General features: G+C 37.5%; 23 protein-coding genes. 10 read left to right on the plus strand and 13 right to left on the minus strand.

The features are described 5' to 3' along the window. Nucleotides 1-16 precede the first annotated feature (16 nt). Nucleotides 17-1,261: a YihY family inner membrane protein gene (locus ACG94X_RS01580; protein WP_419381967.1), complete on the minus strand. Its 1,245-nt coding sequence runs from the start codon at nucleotides 1,259-1,261 to the stop codon at nucleotides 17-19. A gap of 115 nt (nucleotides 1,262-1,376) precedes the next feature. On the opposite strand from ACG94X_RS01580, the gene wrbA reads away from it, so the two are divergent. Then, nucleotides 1,377-1,970: an NAD(P)H:quinone oxidoreductase gene (gene wrbA, locus ACG94X_RS01585; protein ID WP_419381968.1), complete on the plus strand. Its 594-nt coding sequence runs from the start codon at nucleotides 1,377-1,379 to the stop codon at nucleotides 1,968-1,970. Between the two features lie 251 nt (nucleotides 1,971-2,221). On the opposite strand, the gene ACG94X_RS01590 is transcribed toward wrbA, so the two are convergent. From ACG94X_RS01590 to ACG94X_RS01610, 5 genes are all read right to left on the minus strand, one after another. Then, entirely contained in the window at nucleotides 2,222-2,584 is a 363-nt protein-coding gene (locus tag ACG94X_RS01590) for an FmdB family zinc ribbon protein (protein WP_419381969.1), read from the minus strand. Nucleotides 2,585-2,771: 187 nt separating this feature from the next. Beyond that, nucleotides 2,772-3,635 (minus strand): acyl-CoA thioesterase, encoded by an 864-nt coding sequence (locus ACG94X_RS01595; protein ID WP_419381970.1) that lies wholly within the window; start codon nucleotides 3,633-3,635, stop codon nucleotides 2,772-2,774. A gap of 152 nt (nucleotides 3,636-3,787) precedes the next feature. After that, complete coding sequence (locus ACG94X_RS01600; RefSeq protein WP_419381971.1) at nucleotides 3,788-4,363, minus strand: xanthine phosphoribosyltransferase; 576 nt, start codon at nucleotides 4,361-4,363, stop codon at nucleotides 3,788-3,790. Nucleotides 4,364-4,465: 102 nt separating this feature from the next. After that, entirely contained in the window at nucleotides 4,466-5,170 is a 705-nt protein-coding gene (locus ACG94X_RS01605) for a DUF3108 domain-containing protein (protein ID WP_419381972.1), read from the minus strand. Nucleotides 5,171-5,312: 142 nt separating this feature from the next. Continuing rightward, on the minus strand, nucleotides 5,313-6,011 hold the full coding sequence (locus tag ACG94X_RS01610) for a hypothetical protein (protein WP_419381973.1): 699 nt from the start codon (nucleotides 6,009-6,011) through the stop codon (nucleotides 5,313-5,315). Nucleotides 6,012-6,241: 230 nt separating this feature from the next. On the opposite strand from ACG94X_RS01610, the gene ACG94X_RS01615 reads away from it, so the two are divergent. After that, entirely contained in the window at nucleotides 6,242-7,123 is an 882-nt protein-coding gene (locus ACG94X_RS01615; protein ID WP_419381974.1) for an energy transducer TonB, read from the plus strand. A gap of 102 nt (nucleotides 7,124-7,225) precedes the next feature. Here ACG94X_RS01615 and ACG94X_RS01620 read toward each other — a convergent pair whose 3' ends face one another. The 5 genes from ACG94X_RS01620 to miaB all read right to left on the minus strand — a co-directional run bounded on the left by ACG94X_RS01620 (nucleotide 7,226) and on the right by miaB (nucleotide 11,071). Beyond that, nucleotides 7,226-7,450 carry an ankyrin repeat domain-containing protein gene (locus ACG94X_RS01620; RefSeq protein ID WP_419381975.1) on the minus strand — a complete coding sequence of 75 codons (225 nt, stop codon included), beginning with the start codon at nucleotides 7,448-7,450 and terminating at the stop codon, nucleotides 7,226-7,228. Between the two features lie 103 nt (nucleotides 7,451-7,553). Next, nucleotides 7,554-7,697, minus strand: coding sequence for a hypothetical protein (locus tag ACG94X_RS01625; protein WP_419381976.1), 144 nt, complete (start codon nucleotides 7,695-7,697; stop codon nucleotides 7,554-7,556). A gap of 278 nt (nucleotides 7,698-7,975) precedes the next feature. Beyond that, complete coding sequence (gene ybeY, locus ACG94X_RS01630; protein ID WP_419381977.1) at nucleotides 7,976-8,461, minus strand: rRNA maturation RNase YbeY; 486 nt, start codon at nucleotides 8,459-8,461, stop codon at nucleotides 7,976-7,978. A gap of 9 nt (nucleotides 8,462-8,470) precedes the next feature. Further along, nucleotides 8,471-9,580, minus strand: coding sequence for a PhoH family protein (locus tag ACG94X_RS01635; protein WP_419381978.1), 1,110 nt, complete (start codon nucleotides 9,578-9,580; stop codon nucleotides 8,471-8,473). 36 nt (nucleotides 9,581-9,616) lie between these two features. Further along, nucleotides 9,617-11,071 carry a tRNA (N6-isopentenyl adenosine(37)-C2)-methylthiotransferase MiaB gene (gene miaB, locus ACG94X_RS01640; RefSeq protein WP_419381979.1) on the minus strand — a complete coding sequence of 485 codons (1,455 nt, stop codon included), beginning with the start codon at nucleotides 11,069-11,071 and terminating at the stop codon, nucleotides 9,617-9,619. Between the two features lie 339 nt (nucleotides 11,072-11,410). On the opposite strand from miaB, the gene ACG94X_RS01645 reads away from it, so the two are divergent. The 5 genes from ACG94X_RS01645 (at nucleotide 11,411) to ACG94X_RS01665 (ending at nucleotide 16,006) form a co-directional block, all read left to right on the plus strand. Beyond that, nucleotides 11,411-13,312: a lytic transglycosylase domain-containing protein gene (locus ACG94X_RS01645; RefSeq protein ID WP_419382008.1), complete on the plus strand. Its 1,902-nt coding sequence runs from the start codon at nucleotides 11,411-11,413 to the stop codon at nucleotides 13,310-13,312. 41 nt (nucleotides 13,313-13,353) lie between these two features. Next, nucleotides 13,354-14,016 (plus strand): ribonuclease T2 family protein, encoded by a 663-nt coding sequence (locus ACG94X_RS01650; protein WP_419381980.1) that lies wholly within the window; start codon nucleotides 13,354-13,356, stop codon nucleotides 14,014-14,016. Between the two features lie 168 nt (nucleotides 14,017-14,184). After that, on the plus strand, nucleotides 14,185-15,171 hold the full coding sequence (locus ACG94X_RS01655) for a malate dehydrogenase (RefSeq protein WP_419381981.1): 987 nt from the start codon (nucleotides 14,185-14,187) through the stop codon (nucleotides 15,169-15,171). Between the two features lie 211 nt (nucleotides 15,172-15,382). Then, nucleotides 15,383-15,643, plus strand: coding sequence for a DUF2789 family protein (locus ACG94X_RS01660; RefSeq protein WP_419381982.1), 261 nt, complete (start codon nucleotides 15,383-15,385; stop codon nucleotides 15,641-15,643). 105 nt (nucleotides 15,644-15,748) lie between these two features. Continuing rightward, on the plus strand, nucleotides 15,749-16,006 hold the full coding sequence (locus tag ACG94X_RS01665) for a DUF2789 family protein (protein ID WP_419381983.1): 258 nt from the start codon (nucleotides 15,749-15,751) through the stop codon (nucleotides 16,004-16,006). 118 nt (nucleotides 16,007-16,124) lie between these two features. Here the strand turns inward: ACG94X_RS01665 and ACG94X_RS01670 are convergent, their stop codons facing one another. Further along, nucleotides 16,125-16,652, minus strand: coding sequence for a hypothetical protein (locus ACG94X_RS01670; RefSeq protein ID WP_419381984.1), 528 nt, complete (start codon nucleotides 16,650-16,652; stop codon nucleotides 16,125-16,127). Nucleotides 16,653-16,867: 215 nt separating this feature from the next. After that, nucleotides 16,868-17,470, minus strand: a complete 603-nt coding sequence (locus tag ACG94X_RS01675; RefSeq protein WP_419381985.1) for a 2OG-Fe(II) oxygenase — start codon at nucleotides 17,468-17,470, stop codon at nucleotides 16,868-16,870. Nucleotides 17,471-17,585: 115 nt separating this feature from the next. Here ACG94X_RS01675 and ACG94X_RS01680 point away from each other — a divergent pair, with 115 nt between their 5' ends. The 3 genes from ACG94X_RS01680 (at nucleotide 17,586) to ACG94X_RS01690 (ending at nucleotide 20,532) form a co-directional block, all read left to right on the plus strand. Then, nucleotides 17,586-18,443: a 23S rRNA (adenine(2030)-N(6))-methyltransferase RlmJ gene (locus tag ACG94X_RS01680; RefSeq protein ID WP_419381986.1), complete on the plus strand. Its 858-nt coding sequence runs from the start codon at nucleotides 17,586-17,588 to the stop codon at nucleotides 18,441-18,443. A gap of 163 nt (nucleotides 18,444-18,606) precedes the next feature. Then, on the plus strand, nucleotides 18,607-19,434 hold the full coding sequence (gene pssA / locus ACG94X_RS01685) for a CDP-diacylglycerol--serine O-phosphatidyltransferase (RefSeq protein WP_419381987.1): 828 nt from the start codon (nucleotides 18,607-18,609) through the stop codon (nucleotides 19,432-19,434). Nucleotides 19,435-19,461: 27 nt separating this feature from the next. Then, on the plus strand, nucleotides 19,462-20,532 hold the full coding sequence (locus tag ACG94X_RS01690; RefSeq protein WP_419381988.1) for a DUF6670 family protein: 1,071 nt from the start codon (nucleotides 19,462-19,464) through the stop codon (nucleotides 20,530-20,532). The last annotated feature ends 388 nt before the right edge of the window (nucleotides 20,533-20,920 follow it).

Consider the following 20,920-nt stretch of genomic DNA (forward strand, 5'->3'; position numbering starts at 1 on the left):
ATACCATTTATTCACACTATTTATCATCCAAAATAAATGACAGTGGCATAGACAGTTTTGCCGCTAGATATTCATCAGATTCGATGAGCGCAGGGGCAATTCTCTGCATCCAAACATCATCTTCATGGACATTTTTTACATCTTCACGGTTTGGGAGTGTATAAGGCAAGGCTTTATAAAAAGACCAAAAATCAACAGTATCTAAATTTCGTGCTAAGACATATTCATCATTAATTGTGCGTTTAACCAGATTCTGTTTTTCTAGTAAAAGCACATAAGAAGGCCAACGTCCAATTTCACCACGACCTAAAATATCAAGGGCTTCTGTATCTGTAACGGTTTGTCCCGTTTGTTGTCTTTTATAGAATAATTCTAAAATATCGAGCAGCATTAGAACTGGATGGCGGGTTTGTACTTTGCCTGCGTGAAAAGCTGTAAGTGCATAGCTGACTTCAACCCCTAAAAGGACAATATTCCAAGACAGAAAAATCCACAAAAGGAAAATTGGAACAACCGCAAATGCACCATAAACAATGGTATAGCTGGTAAAATGCGTCATAACAAAGCCAAATAGATTTTTTAATAATTCAAAAATAATGGCACTGAAAAGACCTGCAATAGCAGCAGCTTGCATAGGTACTGAACGATTTGGAATTGTCCAATAAAGGATAAAAAAACCAAGGACAGTGAGGGTAAAAGAAATTAACCAAAAGACAAAAGCACCATTAACTTCATAACTGCCAGTGAAGTTACTCAGGACATTCATAGACGCTAAGGTCGATGAGATAACAAAAGCGCTACCGAGTAAAATTGGCCCTAAAGAAATGATCGTCCAGTAACGCATAAATCCGACAATACCGTTACGGGTTTCTTTAACTCGCCAAATTCGATTAAATACAGTTTCAATACTGGTAAGCATCATGACTGTAGTAATGAATAGAAATAGCACACCAATGATGGTGAGATTGCTTGAATTGTCGGTAAAAACGTTAAAGGCTTTATCAAAAGCAATACTGGTTTTGGGTAGGAAATTACTGTAAATCATTTGTTGCAATTGTTGGCGAGCAGGTTCTAATGCTTTGATTGATGAGATAATAACAAGAAAAACAGTCAGCATTGGAACAACAGCAAACAATGTGGTGTAAGTGAGTGAACCTGCTTGTTCACGACATCGATCTGCTTCAAAGCGTCCAATGACGAACAATATAAATTGAAACCAAGTTTTGTTATAGAAAGGAAGTTTTTTTAATAATTCAATCATATATGAACATTCTCAATTTGTTTTCATCATCAATATTTGCCTTTACACACTAAGCTTAACCAAAAGTGATGGAAAATACCGTATAGTTTTCTTTTAATTTTGACTTATTCGTATTATGCAACCCTATGTTTTAGTTTTGTATTACAGTAAATATGGCTCAACCAAAGAGATGGCACACTTAATTGCCAATGGTGTGGAAGCCGCAGATGTTGCAGTAAAAATTCGTACTGTCCCGAATCTTGCAACGGTGGTGACTGAAGCACAAGCCAGTATTCCAGAAGATGGCGATATTTATTGTACTTTGGATGATTTACAAAATTGTGCAGGTTTGGCTCTTGGCTCGCCGACTCGTTTTGGCAACATGGCATCGGAAATGAAGTATTTTTGGGATCAAACCACAAGTCTTTGGTTAAATGGCGCATTACATAACAAGCCTGCTTGTGTATTTACCAGTTCAGGTTCAATGCATGGTGGTCAGGAAAGTACGTTATTAACCATGTTACCGCCATTATTTCATCACGGTATGATGATGATGGGACTGACCAATGCCAACCCTGCATTATCCAATACTAAATCTGGCGGTACGCCGTATGGTGCAAGTCATGTCAGTGGTCCACTCCATGATCTAGGCTTAAGCCAAGATGAAAAAATATTATGCGAAGAGCAGGGTAAACGTCTAGGCGATATCGTTAAAAAACTAGGTGCTTAAAAAACCAAGGGCTTAAAATATGAGGCTTTAATTCTAACTTTTTTCATTGATCAAAATAGAGTTAAAGTCTTTTATGTCAGATAGATTGAATCATTTTAAAAATTATTTTAAAGATATAAATTTAGACTGTGTGGAATCGATTATTAGAGAATAAGCATTCAATTGATCATAAAGAATAATAAAAAGGGTTCTTCCTGAGTCTTACTTTATGAAAGGTAGCGCAGAAAAATCCCGTATGAGTCATGTGATTATTATTTTGTATTAAAGCGATGTTTGCATTTTTGACATTGATAATCAAAGAAAATATTTTGATCTACAATCAAACCTGCTTTTTTCCCAAAGCGATTTCCGAGAAAACCACCTGTAATTCCGACACTAATTGCCCCTACAAAAGTTCCTATCGTTCCACCGACAATAACGCCTAAAGGGCCTGCAACGGTTCCAATCGCAGCACCCACAGAAGCACCTGTTGCTGCGCCACCGACTGTACCTGCTGCTGCACCTGCAGAAGTCAGTAATACGCTGCCTGTTTTTCCAAGCAATTGTTCATGGTCACGTCTTTTTAATTCAGTTGAACCACACTTTGGACAGCTTACGGTTTTTTCATCAGTCATTGATTTTTACTCATACCAGATAAAGTCCATTTATTCTTCATCAAGTTATTGGTGATAGGTCTGTTATTTTTACATCATTGAAATCAGCATGTAAAAAAGATGACATTTGTTTAATTTTAACTGAATACCTAAACAAGTCTTTATCTTTTATGTGAATATCAATGTTTAACCAAACATGATTTATCCATTATTTTTGCTTAAGGCGCATTAAACTTTCTTGGCTTACGCTACAAACCAGCTGGCCATTTTGCCATAAACGACCATAATTCATACCTCGCGATTGACTGGTGATGGTGGAGTTCATGTCATAGAGTAACCAATCATCGACTCTGAAATGATGATGAAAATGCAGGCTATGATCTAAACTTGCGCTGCGTACGCTCCCATTGGCATAGCTAACCCCATGTGGTCTAAGTGATGTTGTGAGCAAGTTGTAGTCTGAATAATACGCAATAATTGCCTGATGCATCATGGCAGTGTCTAATTCTTCTGGAATTTTCTCAAAAGTCTGTACATATTCTGCATAAATTGCTTCACTTTTTTCAGGTTTGTAAGGGTGAAACGGTAGAACGGGGTGCATTCTTAAACTAAATTGCTGCATCACCAATGTGTGTAGGAATACGGGAATATCATTTTTAATTTTTTCTTTAAGTTGTTGTTCTGATAATAATGTTTCAGGTGCAGGATAGTGCGGCTCTACGGTTTGATATTCCAAACCTTGTTCCGGTATTGCAAAAGACAACATTGCAGAAAAAATCACATCGCCCTCTTGTATGGCATGGACTTGGCGGGTTGCAAAGCTTTTGCCATCACGTAGATTTTCAACTTGATATAAAATTGGTAAATCGGTACGTCCACTACGAATAAAATAAGCATGCATGGAGTGTACAGGGCGATCTGTAGTTTTTGATGCTGCAATTAATGCTTGCCCAAGAAGTTGCCCGCCAAAAAGATGTGTTCCGAAAAGGTGGGTGCATTGACCTTGAAATAAGTATTTATCTATTTGTTGTACATTGAGTAAATCAGCAAGTTCTTTGGTGATTGATCCCATTCTACTTTTACCTGAAATAATTTTTGTTCAAGCCAATATAGTGGAAAAATATAGTGAAATGAATGGTTAAAAAGATGATTCTTTTTTCAAAAAGTATAAAAAAGAGCGCTTAGTGCGCTCAATTTTATGCAAAAACTCGATATAAAAGAAAATTATTCTTTTACAAAAGTCACTGCGCCATTTGCCAATGATTCAACACGCGCCAATGATTCAACACGGTAACCTTTTTCAAGCAATAGATCGCGACCAGGTTGGAATGATTTTTCAATCACAATACCAATCCCAACAACTTGAGCTTCTGCTTGATGAATTAAATCTGCTAATCCTAAAGCTGCTTGACCATTTGCCAAGAAATCATCAATCACCAAAGCTTTATCATCTTTGCTGATGTGCTTTTTAGAAATGGCAATCGTGCTTTCAATTTGCTTGGTAAACGAGAATACTTTTGAACGGTATAAATCATCTTTTAACGTTAAAGACTGATATTTACGTGCAAAAATAACAGGCACACCCAGTTCTAAACCTGCCATGACTGCTGGAGCAATACCAGATGCTTCAATGGTAATGATTTTGGTAATGCCTGTATCTTTAAAAAGACGGGCAAACTCTTGACCAATGAGTTGCATCATCACAGGGTCAATTTGGTGGTTTAGAAAAGAATCGACTTTCAGAACTTCATCAGATAGAACGATACCTTCAGCTAAGATTTTCTGTTCTAGTGCGTACACGGGGAGAATCCTCTAGAGGCAAAGTGCTTTTTAAGCAAAGGCGTATTTTAAAAAGCACTAAAAAAAAAGCAAGCTGAAATTGACTAAAAGTTGAAATTTTGCTTAATTTTTGTAAGCAGTCAAGGTTAAGTTATAAGAAGCCTTGCCATCGTCATGCGACATTTTGACAGGCAGATAGTCTAATTGTGGTGCTAACCAGAATGTTGAGCTCTTCGAACTATTATCATGAGATAAGACCACTTTAATAGTATTGTATGTTCCAAAAGCAGTTTTCACCGATTCAGAGCCCTTTTTGACAAATTGGCGGACATCTAAGCCTTTTGCATCTGCAATTAAATAGCTTGATTTAAGTCCTGAACCTTTTAAATCTTCACGAACTTGTAATTCTGCATTCAGTTCATCTAAAGCACCTGCTTTCCAAGCAAATGAACGTGCTTGATCTTTTTTCTTGGTATTAATGGTTTTAGTGCTTGGATTAAAATTAATGGTCATGGTGTCATTGTGAACCAGTATCTTACTGTTACGACTAAAATTATTTGAAATTATTTGACCATTGGCGAAACTGAAACGACTGGTTTCAGTCGCAGAAGCGATTGCTGCTGCTTTTGCTGCAAAAACATAAGTCCAGTTATTACCACTTTTACTTAAAGTACGCGTTGCTGTACCTAAATTTTTCCCATTATAAGCAAATTGATAACTGGCTTGGAAAGGGCTCATGGCAACGGCATTGCTAGAAATAGCGGACAATAAAATTGCACTTGAAAGCGCTGTTGTAATACTGAAGGTTTTAAGTAATGTATTCGCCATAATTAAATGTCCTATGCATTTAAATGTTTCATTTATATATTGTCTCTATTATGCGACCCAATTGAGTAGAAAATAGCAAAATTTTCACTCGAACTGTGAATTTATGTATACATTTTGAATGTGGGGTTTTGAAAATAAAGTCTTACTTTTTCTGCTTAATCGGCGTGACTTCATCTTCAACATAATCATCCTGATATTCATCTGCATCATCATTCCAATCATCTAAAGGATCTTCACGGAATTTACTGAATAATGCGATTAGATTTACATTTCCAATCACGACTAATTCAGCTTCGCGTAATTCTGCATGGTTAATATGCACTTTATTTAATGTTTCCATAATCGAGCGTTTATTGCCTAGCCAACGATTTAAATCTAAATGTAATAAATCATCTTTAACCGTCACGACCTTAAATTTTTCTAGAATCATGCCCAATGGGTCTTTATTTAATACTTTGTGATAAAAGAAAAGTGCAAAATTTACGCCTATTTTATATAACGTACTGGGATAGGTGGCTTCGATCACTTGTGTATTGCTAATCTGTTCAAAGACAATTAATTGCATGTCTTTATTCATTTCCATTTGAACCAACTTTAAGTCCACAGAAAGCACGAAATGCATACCTTTGACATTAAGCGTGGCATAAAGTCTTAACCAGTCATCATGTAGGTCTGCATTTAGATTTTCTAGAATGGTGACATTATCGGTGACATAACGCTGAAAAGTCGCATTTAAAAAGACTTGCGATACGGGAAATTCTCGTTCTTCTTCTATAAAACCTTCCGCTTTTTGGTATACTTGTCGAATTCGTTTAGCAATGTTAGAAAGCAGCGTCGGCATAAGTATTGTCCCAAATCATCATCATTTCAAGGCGATAAACGTGTCGATTATTTAAAATAATCAAGTCTAACGATTGCAGTTTAACAAAAAACATTGCACCATTTTTAGCGGTTTGAAATTACGTTATATCTTTCATTAAGTCTGTCACATAAAATGTGGCTAATGTAAGAATAAACTTAATTTAAATAAATTTAAATTTGGCGATTGGGGAATTTTGTCGGATTAGTGTCATGATGAAAAAATTATTTGCCAATACACAGCAGTCTGATTATTGGTGGCAAGATCTATTGTTTATTGGGGCGGTTTCGACGGCAGTTATTTTACATGTCATCGTATTATCGTTGCAATTTGCTATGCCACAAGAAAGTGATGCAGCGATTAAAGAGATTGCAATTAGTATCCGCCCGAGTGAAGAAAAAGTCAAAGATGCCGATTTTTTAGCGCAAGCAGACCAGCAAGGCTCAGGTACATTTCGAAAAGAACACCGTATGTCGAGTGACATGCCTGCTCAATCTGAAAATCAAAGTGTCGGCGATCAACAGCTGCAATCTTTGGAACAAATTCAGCAAAAACGTGAATTAAACTTTGAAGAAAAAGTATTAATGACGGTTTTAAGTTGGCAGAAACAAGCAGAACAGAACGATCGCAAAAAGGCAATGGATGAGTTGCAGAGCCAATTACAAGCCAAGGCTGCAATGGTTGCTAGTTTGGAAGCTCAATATTTACAAAAGCAGCAAAATTTTAGTAAGCAACAAAAAATTAAAACGCTAGATGGTATTCAAGCCAAGCAAGATGCGTCTGCAGGTTATTTGGATAAATTCCGTGAAAAAGTTGAAATGTACGGAAACCGTTACTACCCAGACCTTGCGAAGCAACAGCGTCTGACCGGTGAAGTGCGTTTAATGGTGATTTTAAATAATGAGGGTGGTATTCGAGCGATTCGTTTGATCGAAGGTTCGGGACATCCTATTTTAGATGAAGCGGCAAAAAATTCTGTGCGTAAAGGTGCGCCTTTTGGACGCTTTGATTCTAATATGAAAGATATTTCTGAGTTACGCATTATTCGTACTTGGCGTTTTGATCCTGCGGAATCTGAGTTTGAAGTGCGTTGAAAAAATGAATCACTTAAACTAACAGTTGTCTGAGCAACCTTTCTATTTTTGAATCATCCATGCTATTAAAAATAGAAAGATAAATGGAACTGGATTGACCAGTTAAGTTTGATATTGCTCAACTAAGGCAATGCCTTGAGGAAATTTCATTAATTGAGCTAAGTCATAAGGACTTTTCGCTGTCTTATTTTTACTTTGTGAATTGGCACAATTTTCAAGAAATAATTTGACTAAATCATAGTGACCTTGCGCATTATAAATTGCTGTCCATAAAGAAATATTTCCAGTGTGATCCGCCAGATTAAGATCGGCGCCTCGTTCAATCATCGCTTGTGCAATTTTAAAATCATTTTTATAAACAGCTAAAAATGTAGAGCGGTTTGTCCTTTATTATTTTGTAAATTTACATCAATACCCAATTGAATCAGTTCTAAACAATTTTATCTTGTTTGTGTTGTAAGGCATACATGAGTAAAGACGATCCATTATCTTGAAGATTGATATTTTTAGGGTTTAATTGTGCTAAAAGTTCATCACTTTCGCCATGTAAAATATGTTGAAATAATTGCGTCATTCTCAGCATCCTTTATCGTTATTATATGAATATTAATACATTATTTTGAGTGGTTTTTATAATCTCACAAATCTATACACTAAAATATTTGTACCATTTTTCTTTGCCTATGGCTTGTGCAGCTTGATGTGCTGCATCTTTATGCCAAGCTTGAATATCTTCAAGTGAATTCCAAGTTATTCTTTTTTTTATTTAGAATACAATTCCTCGTGAAGCAGTATTTCTTACATTCAAAAGGTAGAGTTCATCATCTATAAAAGTTGATGAACTCGGAAAATTTAATCTTCTTTGATGGTGTATGGATTTTCAAAACTGAGTTTTTTCAGAATTTTAATTTCTATTGTTTCCATTTCCTCAGCATCTTCTTCTGAAGTTTCATGGTCATAACCCATTAAATGCAACGTGCCATGAACAAGCATGTGAGTGAAATGCTCAATCGGTGTTTTTTGCTGATCAATGGCTTCTTGTAAGACAACAGGAATAGCAATGACTAAATCGCCAATGGGGAATGTATCTAAAACCTGTGCCATCTCATCGGGTAAATCACTCGGAAAAGACAAAACATTGGTTGGTTTATCTTTACCCCGATATTCCAGATTCAGCTTGTGGCTTTCATCATTATCTACACAAGCAATGCCGACTTCACAATCACTCTGTGTATCAATATAACGTAAAGTCGTTTCGATGACTTTCTTTAAATAAGCACGTTTGAGCACCAATTCAGGTGCTTCAAACGATTGTTGTAACGATAGGCTAAGTTTCAAAAACAGTCCTTAAACATTGTCCTGACGTGTTGCGGTCTGCTCATTGTGTTGAGCATCTGCAGCAGAATCATTTGCATAAATAAGTGCTTCTTGACGGGCTTTACGTTCTGCACGTCCTTCATCACTCAAACGTTGTTGTGTATTGTCCCATCCTTCATAAGCTTCGACAATTTTTTGTACTAGCTGATGACGTACCACATCACGGGAATGGAAGCGGGTAATATGAATTTCTTTGATATTTTCAATAACACGGAGACAGTGTGATAAGCCTGATTGTTGTCCACGTGGTAAATCGACCTGTGTGATATCACCTGTGATTACCGCTCGTGAACCGAAGCCCAAGCGAGTGAGGAACATTTTCATCTGCTCAGGTGTGGTGTTCTGTGCTTCATCTAAAATGACGAAAGAATGATTGAGGGTACGCCCACGCATATAGGCGAGGGGTGCAACTTCAATCACTTGGCGTTCAATCAATTTGGCGACTTTTTCAAAGCCCAGCATTTCATACAAGGCATCATAAAGAGGGCGTAAATAAGGGTCAATTTTTTGGCTTAAATCACCGGGTAAAAAACCGAGTTTTTCACCTGCTTCTACCGCAGGGCGTACCAATAAAATTCGTTGAATTTCATTGCGTTCTAACAAATCTACGGCAGCAGCCACAGCCAGATATGTTTTACCTGTACCTGCGGGGCCAACACCAAAAGAAATATCACTGTGAAGAATGCGTTGAACGTAGCGTTTTTGGTTGGCGCCACGTGGGTTAATGCGACCTTTACGAGTTTGCAACCAGACTTCATCTAAGCCCGTATCTTCATGATCAGAAAGGTCATCTTGTAATTCACGGTCAGTTTGGCTGCCCTGAATCATCAGGTGGATGGTATCTGCGCTAATTTGTTGTGTAATTTCAGCTTCTTCGTGTAAACGTTGAAGTAGAATTTCTGCTCTCTCTACAGCTTCTATGTCTCCATCGACATAAAAGCTGTCACCACGGTGGGCAATGTTGACTTCTAATCGTTGTTCAATTTGTTTCAGATGACCGTTATAAGCACCGAGCATGCTCTTTAAACGTTCAACTGAAATGCCTGGGAAGGCTACTGTACGTCGAATCGCTGTAGTCAAGAGATATCCTTTTTAATGAAAGTCTATACCCTTACATTACGCCACGTCAGGCTCAAGATTCAAGAGTTCGCCATAAACTAAATTTAAGGTCTTAATCTCTGTAATCTCAATCTCTGCAAAGCGTCCAACCCAATCTGCATTTCCAATAAATGTTACTAAACGTGTATTGTCTGCTGTGCCGACCAATACATTTGGATCTTTATTGGAAACATTTTCGACCAAGACGCGTTGGATGGTACCTAACATCGCATCAGTTTTTTTGATACTTGATTGTTTAATCCAGTTTTGGACTTTGGCTAAACGCTGTTTCTTTACTTCTTCTGATGTGTCATCGGCTAATTCAGAAGCAGGTGTACCTGGACGCTTTGAATAGACAAAACTATACGAATGGTCAAAATCTAAATCTTGGATAAATTGATATGTTTCTTCAAAGTGGGCATCGGTTTCACCAGGGAAGCCAATAATAAAGTCTGAAGATAAATGCATATCTGGGCGAACTTTACGTAATTTTTTAATTTTTTCGATATAGACATCAATAGTATGGTTACGTTTCATACCTTTTAAAACATCATTCGAACCACTTTGTACTGGTAAATGGAGATGAGACACCATTTGTGGTAAATCATGGTAGCACTGAATTAAATCATCATTAAACTCAAGCGGATGTGAAGTTGTATAGCGTATACGACCAATTCCCGAAATTTCTACAACCAAGCGTAGTAAGTCTGCAAAAGTACAGATTTCACCTTCAAAAGTTTCACCACGGTAGCCATTCACGTTCTGACCAAGCAGATTGATTTCACGAACGCCTTTTTCTGCCAAGCCTGCAATTTCTGCAAGGACATCATCCAATGGACGAGAAACTTCTTCGCCACGGGTATACGGAACGACGCAGAATGAGCAGTATTTTGAACAGCCTTCCATAATCGAAACAAAAGCTTTATAGCCTTCGACACGTGGTTCAGGTAAAAAGTCGAATTTCTCAATATCTGGGAATGAAATATCCACCAGTTTGATTTTATCTTTTTTTGGTTTTTCAATTTGATCAGCATGTTGATCGAGCATTTGTGGCAAACGGTGCAAAGTCTGTGGGCCAAAGACCATATCGACATAAGGTGCACGTTTTTGAATATTGTCACCTTCTTGAGATGCAACACAACCACCTACACCGATCACAAGATCAGGATTTTTTTCTTTTAGCTTGCGCCAGCGACCTAATTCAGAAAACACTTTTTCTTGTGCTTTTTCACGAATCGAGCAGGTATTCATCAGTAAAATATCTGCATCATTTGGGTCGGTTGTTAAAATGTAACCGTGTGAGTCGCCTAAAAGATCTGCCATGCGATGACTGTCATACTCATTCATCTGACACCCTTGCGTTTCGATATACAGTTTTTTCACTGTATCGTCGGCTGGGGTGTGCTGTGGCTGGAGAACAGTGTTTTCTGAGGCAGCTTTGGCACCATTTGGGATGAAGGTTTGAACCGTCATGGAGGCGTTTATCCTATAAATAAAACGATAAGGGAATTCTAAATTTTCTGGGTCTATTTTAACAGACACAACAAAAGCCCAATATTTTACAGTATTTACTCACAAAGACATATTGTTTATGCGTAGTATTTTAAATTGAAAAATATGTGCAAATTGTGAAGGGTATTATTGGCTATGAATCATAAGGTTACATAACACAACAGTAGAAATGGATTAGAATATTTAAACTAAACACAAATAAGTGCATCAGCTAGTTATAGGCTAGTCATTCAGGTTGAGAGAAAAGCCGTGTTAAAGCAACAATTTAAACAGAACAAATTTAAAATTTATCTTTTAGGGATGATGGCATGCACAACTTTGCAAATCTCACACGCAACGGAAGCGCAATTTAATGATGCATTGCGTTATGCCAATAGTCCAAGTGCTTTAGAGCAATTTCGCGAAAGCATGCAGAATGATGCCTTGGGTTATTATCCAGATTATTGGATATTAAATTCCAATTTGGCATTTCAGCCTGCTGCTAATATTGTCAATTTTGCAAAACGCTATCCACAATCTGCAATGGCGGAAAAGTTGGCAGCGGATTATGTAGAAGAAAAAGTAAAACAAGCAGATTATAGTGCTGCTCAACCTGTATTGGCTTATGTGACCAATGCAGATCAAGCTGAAAATTGTGCTGTGGCGCAAGTCCGTGCGAAAATGGGTGATTCTTTAGTTTTTGCAGAATTTAAAGATGTTTGGCTCACAACGAGTTCGCAGCCCGAGTCTTGCAATGGTTTAGGACGTTTAATGTTGTCTAGCCCACTTATGACTGCACAAGATCGTCAACAACGTTTATATGCACAATTAAGAGCAGGGCAATCGGGCCAAGCTATTGCGACTGCACAATCGATTGGGATTAATTTGTCACTGGCTCAACTGAATCAAATTCAAGCGAATCCTTTGAATTATTTATGGTCAGCACCTAAAACGAGCACTGCGGATTATGCCTATGTGGTTTATGCCTTGGGACGTGCTGCAGATACAGACCTTACTTCGGCTTTACAGTCCGTACCGAAGCTTGTTCAAGATGTACCAGCCGATGTGCAAAAATATATTTATCGTACAGTCGGATATATTGGCGGTACTACGATTATGAAGAATAATTTTAATCGTGAAGTGCTACAGAATTTTGATGCAAGTTATGGTCTACCATTTAGTGCTGAAGAATCTGAAGTATATGCACGACAAGCGATTCGATTCGGTGCTTGGGAAAGCGTGATTCGTGCTATAGATAGTATGAGTGTGACGCAAAAACAAGAAGATCGTTGGCAATATTGGTTAGCACGTGCTTCAGAGCAACGTGGCGATAATTCATCTAAAAAATCTGCACAGGACATTTATAAGCGTTTGGCAATGTCTGGTGATGATTATCACAACCTGCTCGCCAAAGATCGTATTGGTCAGCGTTATAACGATGCATCTGCACAAGAACAACCGACGACAAGTGATGTTCAACGCCTGAATCAAGATATCCATTTCCGTCGTGCGTTTGCATTGCGTGATATTAATGCACCTGCAACATATATTAATAGAGAATGGAACTGGGCAGTACGTCAGGCATATTTAAAACATGACGATGGCTTATTACTTGCTGCGGCAAAGCGTGCGACAGATATGGGTTGGTATGATCGTGCCATTTATGCGGCTGACCGTACCGAGAAAAAACATAACTATGCCTATCGTTTTGCCACACCACATCAGTCTTTAGTGGTCAGCCATAGTCGAAATGCAGGTATAGACCCAGCTTGGGCATATGGCTTGATGCGTCAAGAAAGTCGTTTTGTTACTGCTGCTCGCTCGCATGTGGGTGCAGGCGGTTTAATGCAAATTATGCCAGGAACTGCAAAACTAGTGGCACGACAAATGGGTGAGACTTATAATCCAGCTGCGTTAAGTGATGCAAATACCAATATTCGTTATGGCACATTTTATTTGTCTATGATTCAAGGGCAATTAAGCAGTAATCCAGTATTGGCAACAGCGGGTTATAATGCAGGGCCAAATCGTGCTAAGCGTTGGCAGCCCGATTATCAAAACCTTTCAGCAGATCAGTATACGGAATCTATTCCGTTGAATGAAACGCGTGACTATGTCAAAAATGTCATGACCAATGCAGCACATTATGGAATTTTATTAGGACAAGGACCTCAAGCAATTGAAAGTCGTATGCCTGTTATTCCAACACGTGCTGCGCAATAGCGTGTTAACTCGAACTTGTATGGAACTTTATTGGTAAATCCATGATTTTCAAAATTTTGCGGAAGTTAAAGAAACAAATACTGACATGGACTTTGTGCTGTGCAGGATTTTTTCTATTTAATTCTTCGCTCATGGCTGCTCCGCAAGGACTACAAGGTTATGTCATGCAAGTTCAATTAACGCCTGCAATCTGTGCATTAGATGTAACGAAACAAAAGCAACGAAAATGCTTAGAAGGATATTCATTGAATATCACAGGTTTGCTGCCCGAAACAACGCAATCAAACTGTAATACCAATTCATCAGCGAACTTGTCACCTATACAATCAAAAGTGGTTGCAAGAGTGATGCCTGAAGAAAATGCAAGGATTCAATTATGGCAAAGTGTTGGTGGTTGCGTGCCAATGAATGCAAGCCAATATTTTAGAACCGTGATTAATTTAGCCGATAAATTGAAAGTTCCTGCTAATTTAACCAGTGCAGAAAATCAAAATGTACAACATACTGTTCTAAAAGCACAATTTGTAAAGTTAAACCCTGGAATGAGCAGTAATAGTATCCGCTTTACCTGTCAAAGCTCTCGAACAAATCCTGTGCTGACAGAAATTCAAGTGTGTTATACGGTGAATGGTCAGTACAAGCAGTGTTCAAGTCGTATCGTTTCAAATTGTCCAAGTACATTTTCGATTAAAGGGACTTACTGATTTTTTGAACGGTTCTATTTATATTTCCTATCATACTTTTGTTGAAATACGTTCTCTTTTACATGCAACTGTCAAAGGATTGGAGTACAATCTTTGGCGTTTATGATTATTAGATTAAATGGACTAACTATTTAATCGCATTGAATATCCTCAATTGGAGATAATTAGATGAAGCAAGCCGTTCGTGTTGCCGTTACAGGCGCTGCAGGTCAAATTGGTTATAGCTTACTTTTCCGTATCGCAAGCGGCGAAATGTTAGGTAAAGATCAACCAGTTATTTTGCAATTGTTAGAAGTTCCTTTTGAGAAAGCTCAAGCTGCGCTTAAAGGCGTAATGATGGAACTAGATGACTGTGCTTTCCCATTATTGGCAGGCATGATCGGTACTGATGATCCTAAAGTTGCATTTAAAGATGCTGACTATGCGTTATTGGTTGGTTCACGTCCACGTGGTCCAGGTATGGAACGTGCTGACTTATTAAAAGTAAACGGTGAAATCTTCATCGGTCAAGGTCAAGCATTAAACGAAGTTGCTAGCCGTGACGTTAAAGTTCTTGTTGTAGGTAACCCTGCAAATACAAATGCTTATATCGCAATGAAATCTGCTCCAGATCTTCCAGCGAAAAACTTCACCGCAATGTTGCGTCTAGACCACAACCGTGCGTTGACTCAAATTGCTCAAAAAGCTGGTGTTGCTGTTGCTGACATCAAACACCTTACAGTTTGGGGTAACCACTCTCCAACAATGTATGCTGACTACCGTTTTGCAACTGTAAATGGCGAAAACTTAAAAGACAAAATCAACGATGCGGACTGGAATGCAAACACATTCCTTCCTACCGTTGGTAAACGTGGTGCTGCGATCATCGAAGCACGTGGTTTGTCTTCTGCTGCTTCTGCTGCAAATGCTGCAATCGACCACATGCGTGATTGGGCTCTTGGTACAAACGGCGAATGGGTAACGATGGGTATTCCTTCTGACGGTTCTTATGGTATTCCAGAAGGCGTTATGTACGGTGTTCCAGTAACATGTGCAAACGGTGAATACACACGTGTTGAAGGCTTAGAAATTGATGCATTCAGCCGTGAGCGTATGGACAATACTCTTCAAGAACTTGAAGATGAGCGTGCAGCAATTGCTGATATGCTTAAATAATAAAAATATAATCTTTTAAGATTTTTTATCTTTTTAGATTAGATTGAAAAGCACTCCTAATTTGGGGTGCTTTTTTATTTGATGAGGGTTTTAAAAACGAAAAAAATAAAAAACAAACAAAATAATAACACGCTGTAAAGTCTTGGTAATTGTAACCGATTGAATTTCGGACTACCGTTAAAAGAACCATTTAGGCTTGGGGGAGAAAGATATGTTTGATCAACAACCGAACTTAGAACTCTTTTTTGATCAGTTGGGATTGGATTCCACTCCTGAAGCGATTGATCAGTTTATTGAAACCCATCAATTAACCATGGATATTCCCTTACATAAAGCGGACTTTTGGAGTAAATCCCAACAGGATTTTATTCTGAGTCATTGGAAAAAAGATGATGATTGGGCGATGGTGGTCGATATTTTGAATGAGCAATTACATACAGAACATAAGCTTTCAGGGTCGTGTAATCTTTGAACACAAATTGAAACAACAAACCTAGTTTTATGACTAGGTTTTTTTGACAATATCTTATAAGTTAATTGAATAATAAATGACAGATTCCTTGATAAGGAGGGCGAGATGCTCAATCAACATAAACCATCCTTAGAATTACTTTTTGCTCAGCTCGGTCTGGCCAATAGTCCTGCGGCGATTGAGTTATATATACGTACACATCAATTGTCTGCGAATCAAAATTTACATGACGCAGCATTTTGGAATAAGTCTCAACGAGATTTCTTAATTAGTCATTTGGTTCAAGATGATGATTGGGCAATTTGGGTTGATGAACTTAACCAACAATTACATATGGATGCATACAAAATGCAGGTAGTTTAAGCGTTTCACTTTTCCCTAGAGCAACAAAAAAGATGGTTATTTTTATCAATAACCATCTTTTCTTTTTTATAAGATATGATTCTTGGGAGGAATAATTCTCATAGATGATACGCTTGAATCAATGCAATTTATTTTGCACTAACTGCGAAAACCATGTTTCTTTGCGGATGATGCGGAAAGAAGAATGCTCTTGTAGTAAAGCCAAATCAAACTCAGTGGTTTTTACATATTTATTTAACCAATGACGAGTCAGCGCAAGATCATTTTTACTTACAGATGCATAAGCTAACATGAAATAAATATCACCATTTTCATGTTGTGTTAATGGTTGTAAAATCTGTTTGGTAATCAAAGCATAACGTGTTTCTTTGGTGATCTCAAAAAAGATCATATAGGCTTTTGCTAAATGTAAAGACAGCTTTATATATAAAGACATTGGCATTTCTGCATATTCAATACGTGCGGTTTCAAGCAAAACTATTGCTTCTTGCAGGAAGTGAGTTTGTTCTTGTTTTGAATGACTACACATCACCAATTGTAAACGTAAATCACCACGTTCGAGAGCGAGTTCAGGTGTATTGTTTGATAAATACAATTGATCCGTTTCTCCAATGCGAGAGATAATTTGTTTTGTATTTTCAAACATATGCTGAATCCTGTAAATTTATAACTTCTATAATAAGGTCAATTGTCAAATTTTAAAGGGATGTCAATTGAGATGCAGCGTTGCAAAATGCCTCGATAAACTTTCAGACCATGGATATTGATGTAGATGTTTTTGAATAAAACCCTTACATCATCAAGTAATCAATTGAAAATTTACTTTGATATATAAGGGTATAACAGTAAAAACATTTTGCCCTATAAAATTCCACCATCACTTCTTAACCATGCAGTGATGGATAATCGCTGATGCTTAGCTTGAAGCACTTCATGCATTAAATCACTTTGAAATATTGTAATTCGGTTGGGTTTCGGTTGAATGATATGCCATTGCTGATTTTTGTCCTGCAAATGTAATTCGCCGCCCCAATTATCCTGCCAGTCTTCATGTAAATAGAATACAGTAGAAATTATCCGCCCATTTTTACCTTGCGGATTATCGCGGTGCAACGCGTAAAACTCACCTATGTTATAACAGGCAAAATGTGCTTCTACATCTTTTATGCCCAAATAAAAGTAACGATTTAAAATCTGAGACAGTTGTTTTAGGGTTTCAATATGCTGTTGGGCAATTTCAAGATTTTCATTGATCCATAAAATGTGATCACTGCGAATGTTGCTGATCACGCCATTTTGTATCGCAGCATTGCGAAATTCATCAAGATGAACCGTGCATTCTTTTACCAGTGCGTTTATGTATTCAGAAGAATAAACATCATCGATCAGCGTAAAGCCGTGTTGATCTAAATCATCTAAAATTTGATCAACATTCCACGACTTTGGGAGTAAGCTTGCTTCCATAAAATACCAAAAAATAAAGCAATAAAAGGCACTTCTATCTTAGAACAAACGAAGGGCAGTGAAGAACTATTTTTTCGTGCTAAAATGATTATTGAACTCAGGAATTAATCGAAACATGAATTACCGTCACCATTTCCATGCAGGCAACTTTGCCGATGTTATGAAGCATGTCTTATTGCTTCAACTTTTGGCTCGTCTAAATGATAAAGATAAACCATATCGCTATATAGATACCCATGGTGGTGCGGGTAAATATGATTTATCGACTTCTGAAGCGCAAAAATCAGGTGAGTTTTTAACAGGAATTCATCGTTTAGTTAAATTGGATGATTCGATTAAACGTAATGCCCCTGAAGGTGTGAAGCAATATCTGAAAGTTGTAGAAGATATGCGTGAAGGCTCAGGCAAAGGTGCTTATCCAGGTTCGCCGTGGTTTGCTTTGGAAGGTATGCGTGATATTGATCATGCTACAATTTTTGAAATGCAGCGTGATGTATTCCAACAGCTTTATTACAATATTCGTGATAAACGTGCAGGCTTACATGAGCGTGATGCATATGAAGGTTTGCTTGGTGTCATTCCACCAAAAGAAAAACGTGGTTTGGTCATGATTGACCCACCATATGAAGTAGAGCGTAAAGATTTCCCACAATTGGTGGAATTGATTGTTGCTGCTTATAAAAAATGGCCGACAGGCGTTTTTGCAATTTGGTATCCAATTAAAGATCGTGCCATGATTGAACGTTTTGAAAAGAAAATGTTTAAAACAGGTATCCGTCGTCAATTGGTCTGTGAAATATGTGTATGGCCAGATGACACGCCAGTTGGGTTAAATGGTTGTGGTTTACTGGTGATCAATCCACCTTGGAAATTCTCTGAAGATGCAGATGAAGCATTACAGTGGTTATTCCCACATTTACGTATGAGTGATAACGGTGGACATGCTGCAGTACGTTGGTTGGTGGGTGAATAATCTCGATTTAATTCGTGAATGATCACTTAAATGATGCTGTGAATTACAAAATTTAGACGAAATAAATCAAGTAATTCATAGCATTTTCTCTTAGAAATACACGCAGTAAATATTCGTTGAAAGATCAACAGCTCTGATCAAGAGTCGCAGATGGAATTCAAATATGACAAATATAAATAAACCAGAAACCCCCAATTCCTCACATCAAGATCATGGATTTGATGGCATTACTTTTGAAGTGGAAGAGGAAGAGCATACGCATGAAGGGCAGAAGGTGAAACGTCGCGGAATTTATTTGTGGCCAAATTTGATCACAACAGCTGCGTTATTGTCAGGTTTCTATTCAATCATTGCCAGTACAAATGGTGAATATACACAAGCGATATATGCAATTTTTCTTGCTGCGTTATTTGATGGTTTGGATGGTCGTGTGGCACGTGCTATCGGTGCTCAAAGTCCATTTGGTGAGCAGTTCGATTCATTATCAGACCTGTTAGCGTTTGGTGTTGCTCCTGCAATCTTAATGTACAGCTGGAGTTTGCATGAGTTGGGGCGAATAGGTCTGGCAGCTTGTTTTGTCTATACTGCATGCGCAGCATTCCGTTTAGCACGATTCAATGTACAAATTGCTGTGGTTGATAAGCGCTACTTTATTGGTGTGGCAAGCCCGCTTGCTGCAATTATTATTATTTCATTGATTTGGGTTGGAAGAGACTTCCCTTACATCTTTGATTTAAAAGACATCATGATTCAAATCTTCAATGCGGGATTCATTATCGCTGTAGGTTTGCTGATGATTTCAAACATCAAATATTATTCATTTAAAACCGTTGACCGCAAACGTGTTCCTTTCTTTGTATTACCGATAGCCGTCTTTATTCTTGCAGCAGTGACTTATAATATTCCTGTGGGTATTTTGGCTATTTCGATTATTTATGCATTCTCAGGTTTTGTGACAACATTTTTAGCTAGAAATAATACAACTGAATAAACGTTATAAAATAAAAGGGAGTCTGATATGCAGTTGCTTATGAATCTTGTAGATGAATCGAAACAACTCAATCAGGCTCGCTTCCCGCTAGGTCTGGCTTACCATCCACCTAAAGGATGGTTTAAAATAATTCATCAAGGATTGATGATTCCAAATTTACCTGCACCTTTACACTATTTTAATTTTTTAACTATTCTCGGACAACCCAATGTTCCGATGCTACGCAATCCATCGGCAATCAAAACAACTGCTCTAGATACAGTTGCAGTAATGAGCAGTATAAGTGCACAAATGGTAGGGCAGTTCAACAGTTATTCATTGGAAAATGAGTGCCAACTACAAAATGATTATTATCAATTTGGTAGCAGAGAAATACTGAGTGGCACATTTCCTGAATTTAGATTGCAGCGACAAGATAGCGAACTTAGTGTCGATTTACAGATTATCACTCAACCGATTGTTTCGCATTTTACAAAATTAAAACTAGGATTATTCGAGCATTGGTCTTTACTTTGTCGATGCAAGGGAACAATTCAATATAAAGAACAAACATTTCAGATCAATCAGATGGGTTCATTTGAATATGCCCGAGCAATTAATATTCCTTATCTGCCTTTATGTTTTTTTACTTATCAGATTATTAACCTGAAAGATCAGCGTCAATTATTGCTTGCACAATTACGCAATAACTTTAATCAGATTATTCAGTCGCGAATCTATTTAAGGGATTCCAATAAATCGACAGCGCAAATGTTTGATGAAAATGTCTATTTCAAAGTTCATCGTGTTTATCCCAAAATAACGACACCCAATAATCAAGATATGTATTTGCCACGTGAATTCGAATGGAATTTTAGTAATGGTAAAACGACGATTCAGATTCAAGCGCAAAGCCGTGGTGATTTTAAATTTGGGCTTGCAGCAGGTTATGTTGGAAGTTTTACTTATCAAGTGAAAATTGATGAATATAGAGAAGAAGGAGCAGCGGGTTATTGTGAATACATAGATTGTCGCCCATTAAAGTGGCAAGAAAAGAAAAATGAAGGAAAAAACACAAATAAAATCCCAGAAACAGTGCCAATTGCATTAAAAAAATAGACAAAAACACTAATTCTGGATAATAAATAAACAGACGAACTGTTATTTATAAAATAAGTTAAAAAAGGGGTTGTTCTGGAAATGAAATGCTGTAGAATGCACATCCATCGGCGGTGATGTTAAATAAAACTTCTGATAAATCAATAGCTTGGTTGGGTTGTTAAGATTTCGAATGAGATTTTAAGATTTGATTAAAAAGTGATTTGTTAGGAAAAAAGATTAACATTATTGATTGACTTTCTAGAGATAGAGAGTAATATAGCCGACCTAGCTTGCTGGTGACGAACCAACAAGAAGATCATTAAGAGATTATGAAGAACAACTTGTGTGGATTTTTACTGATTGATCAATCGAAATTATTTCATTGATTTGATGGTAGAAATTACTC

It is taken from the genome of Acinetobacter psychrotolerans (assembly GCF_048552595.1).
Lineage (GTDB): Bacteria > Pseudomonadota > Gammaproteobacteria > Pseudomonadales > Moraxellaceae > Acinetobacter.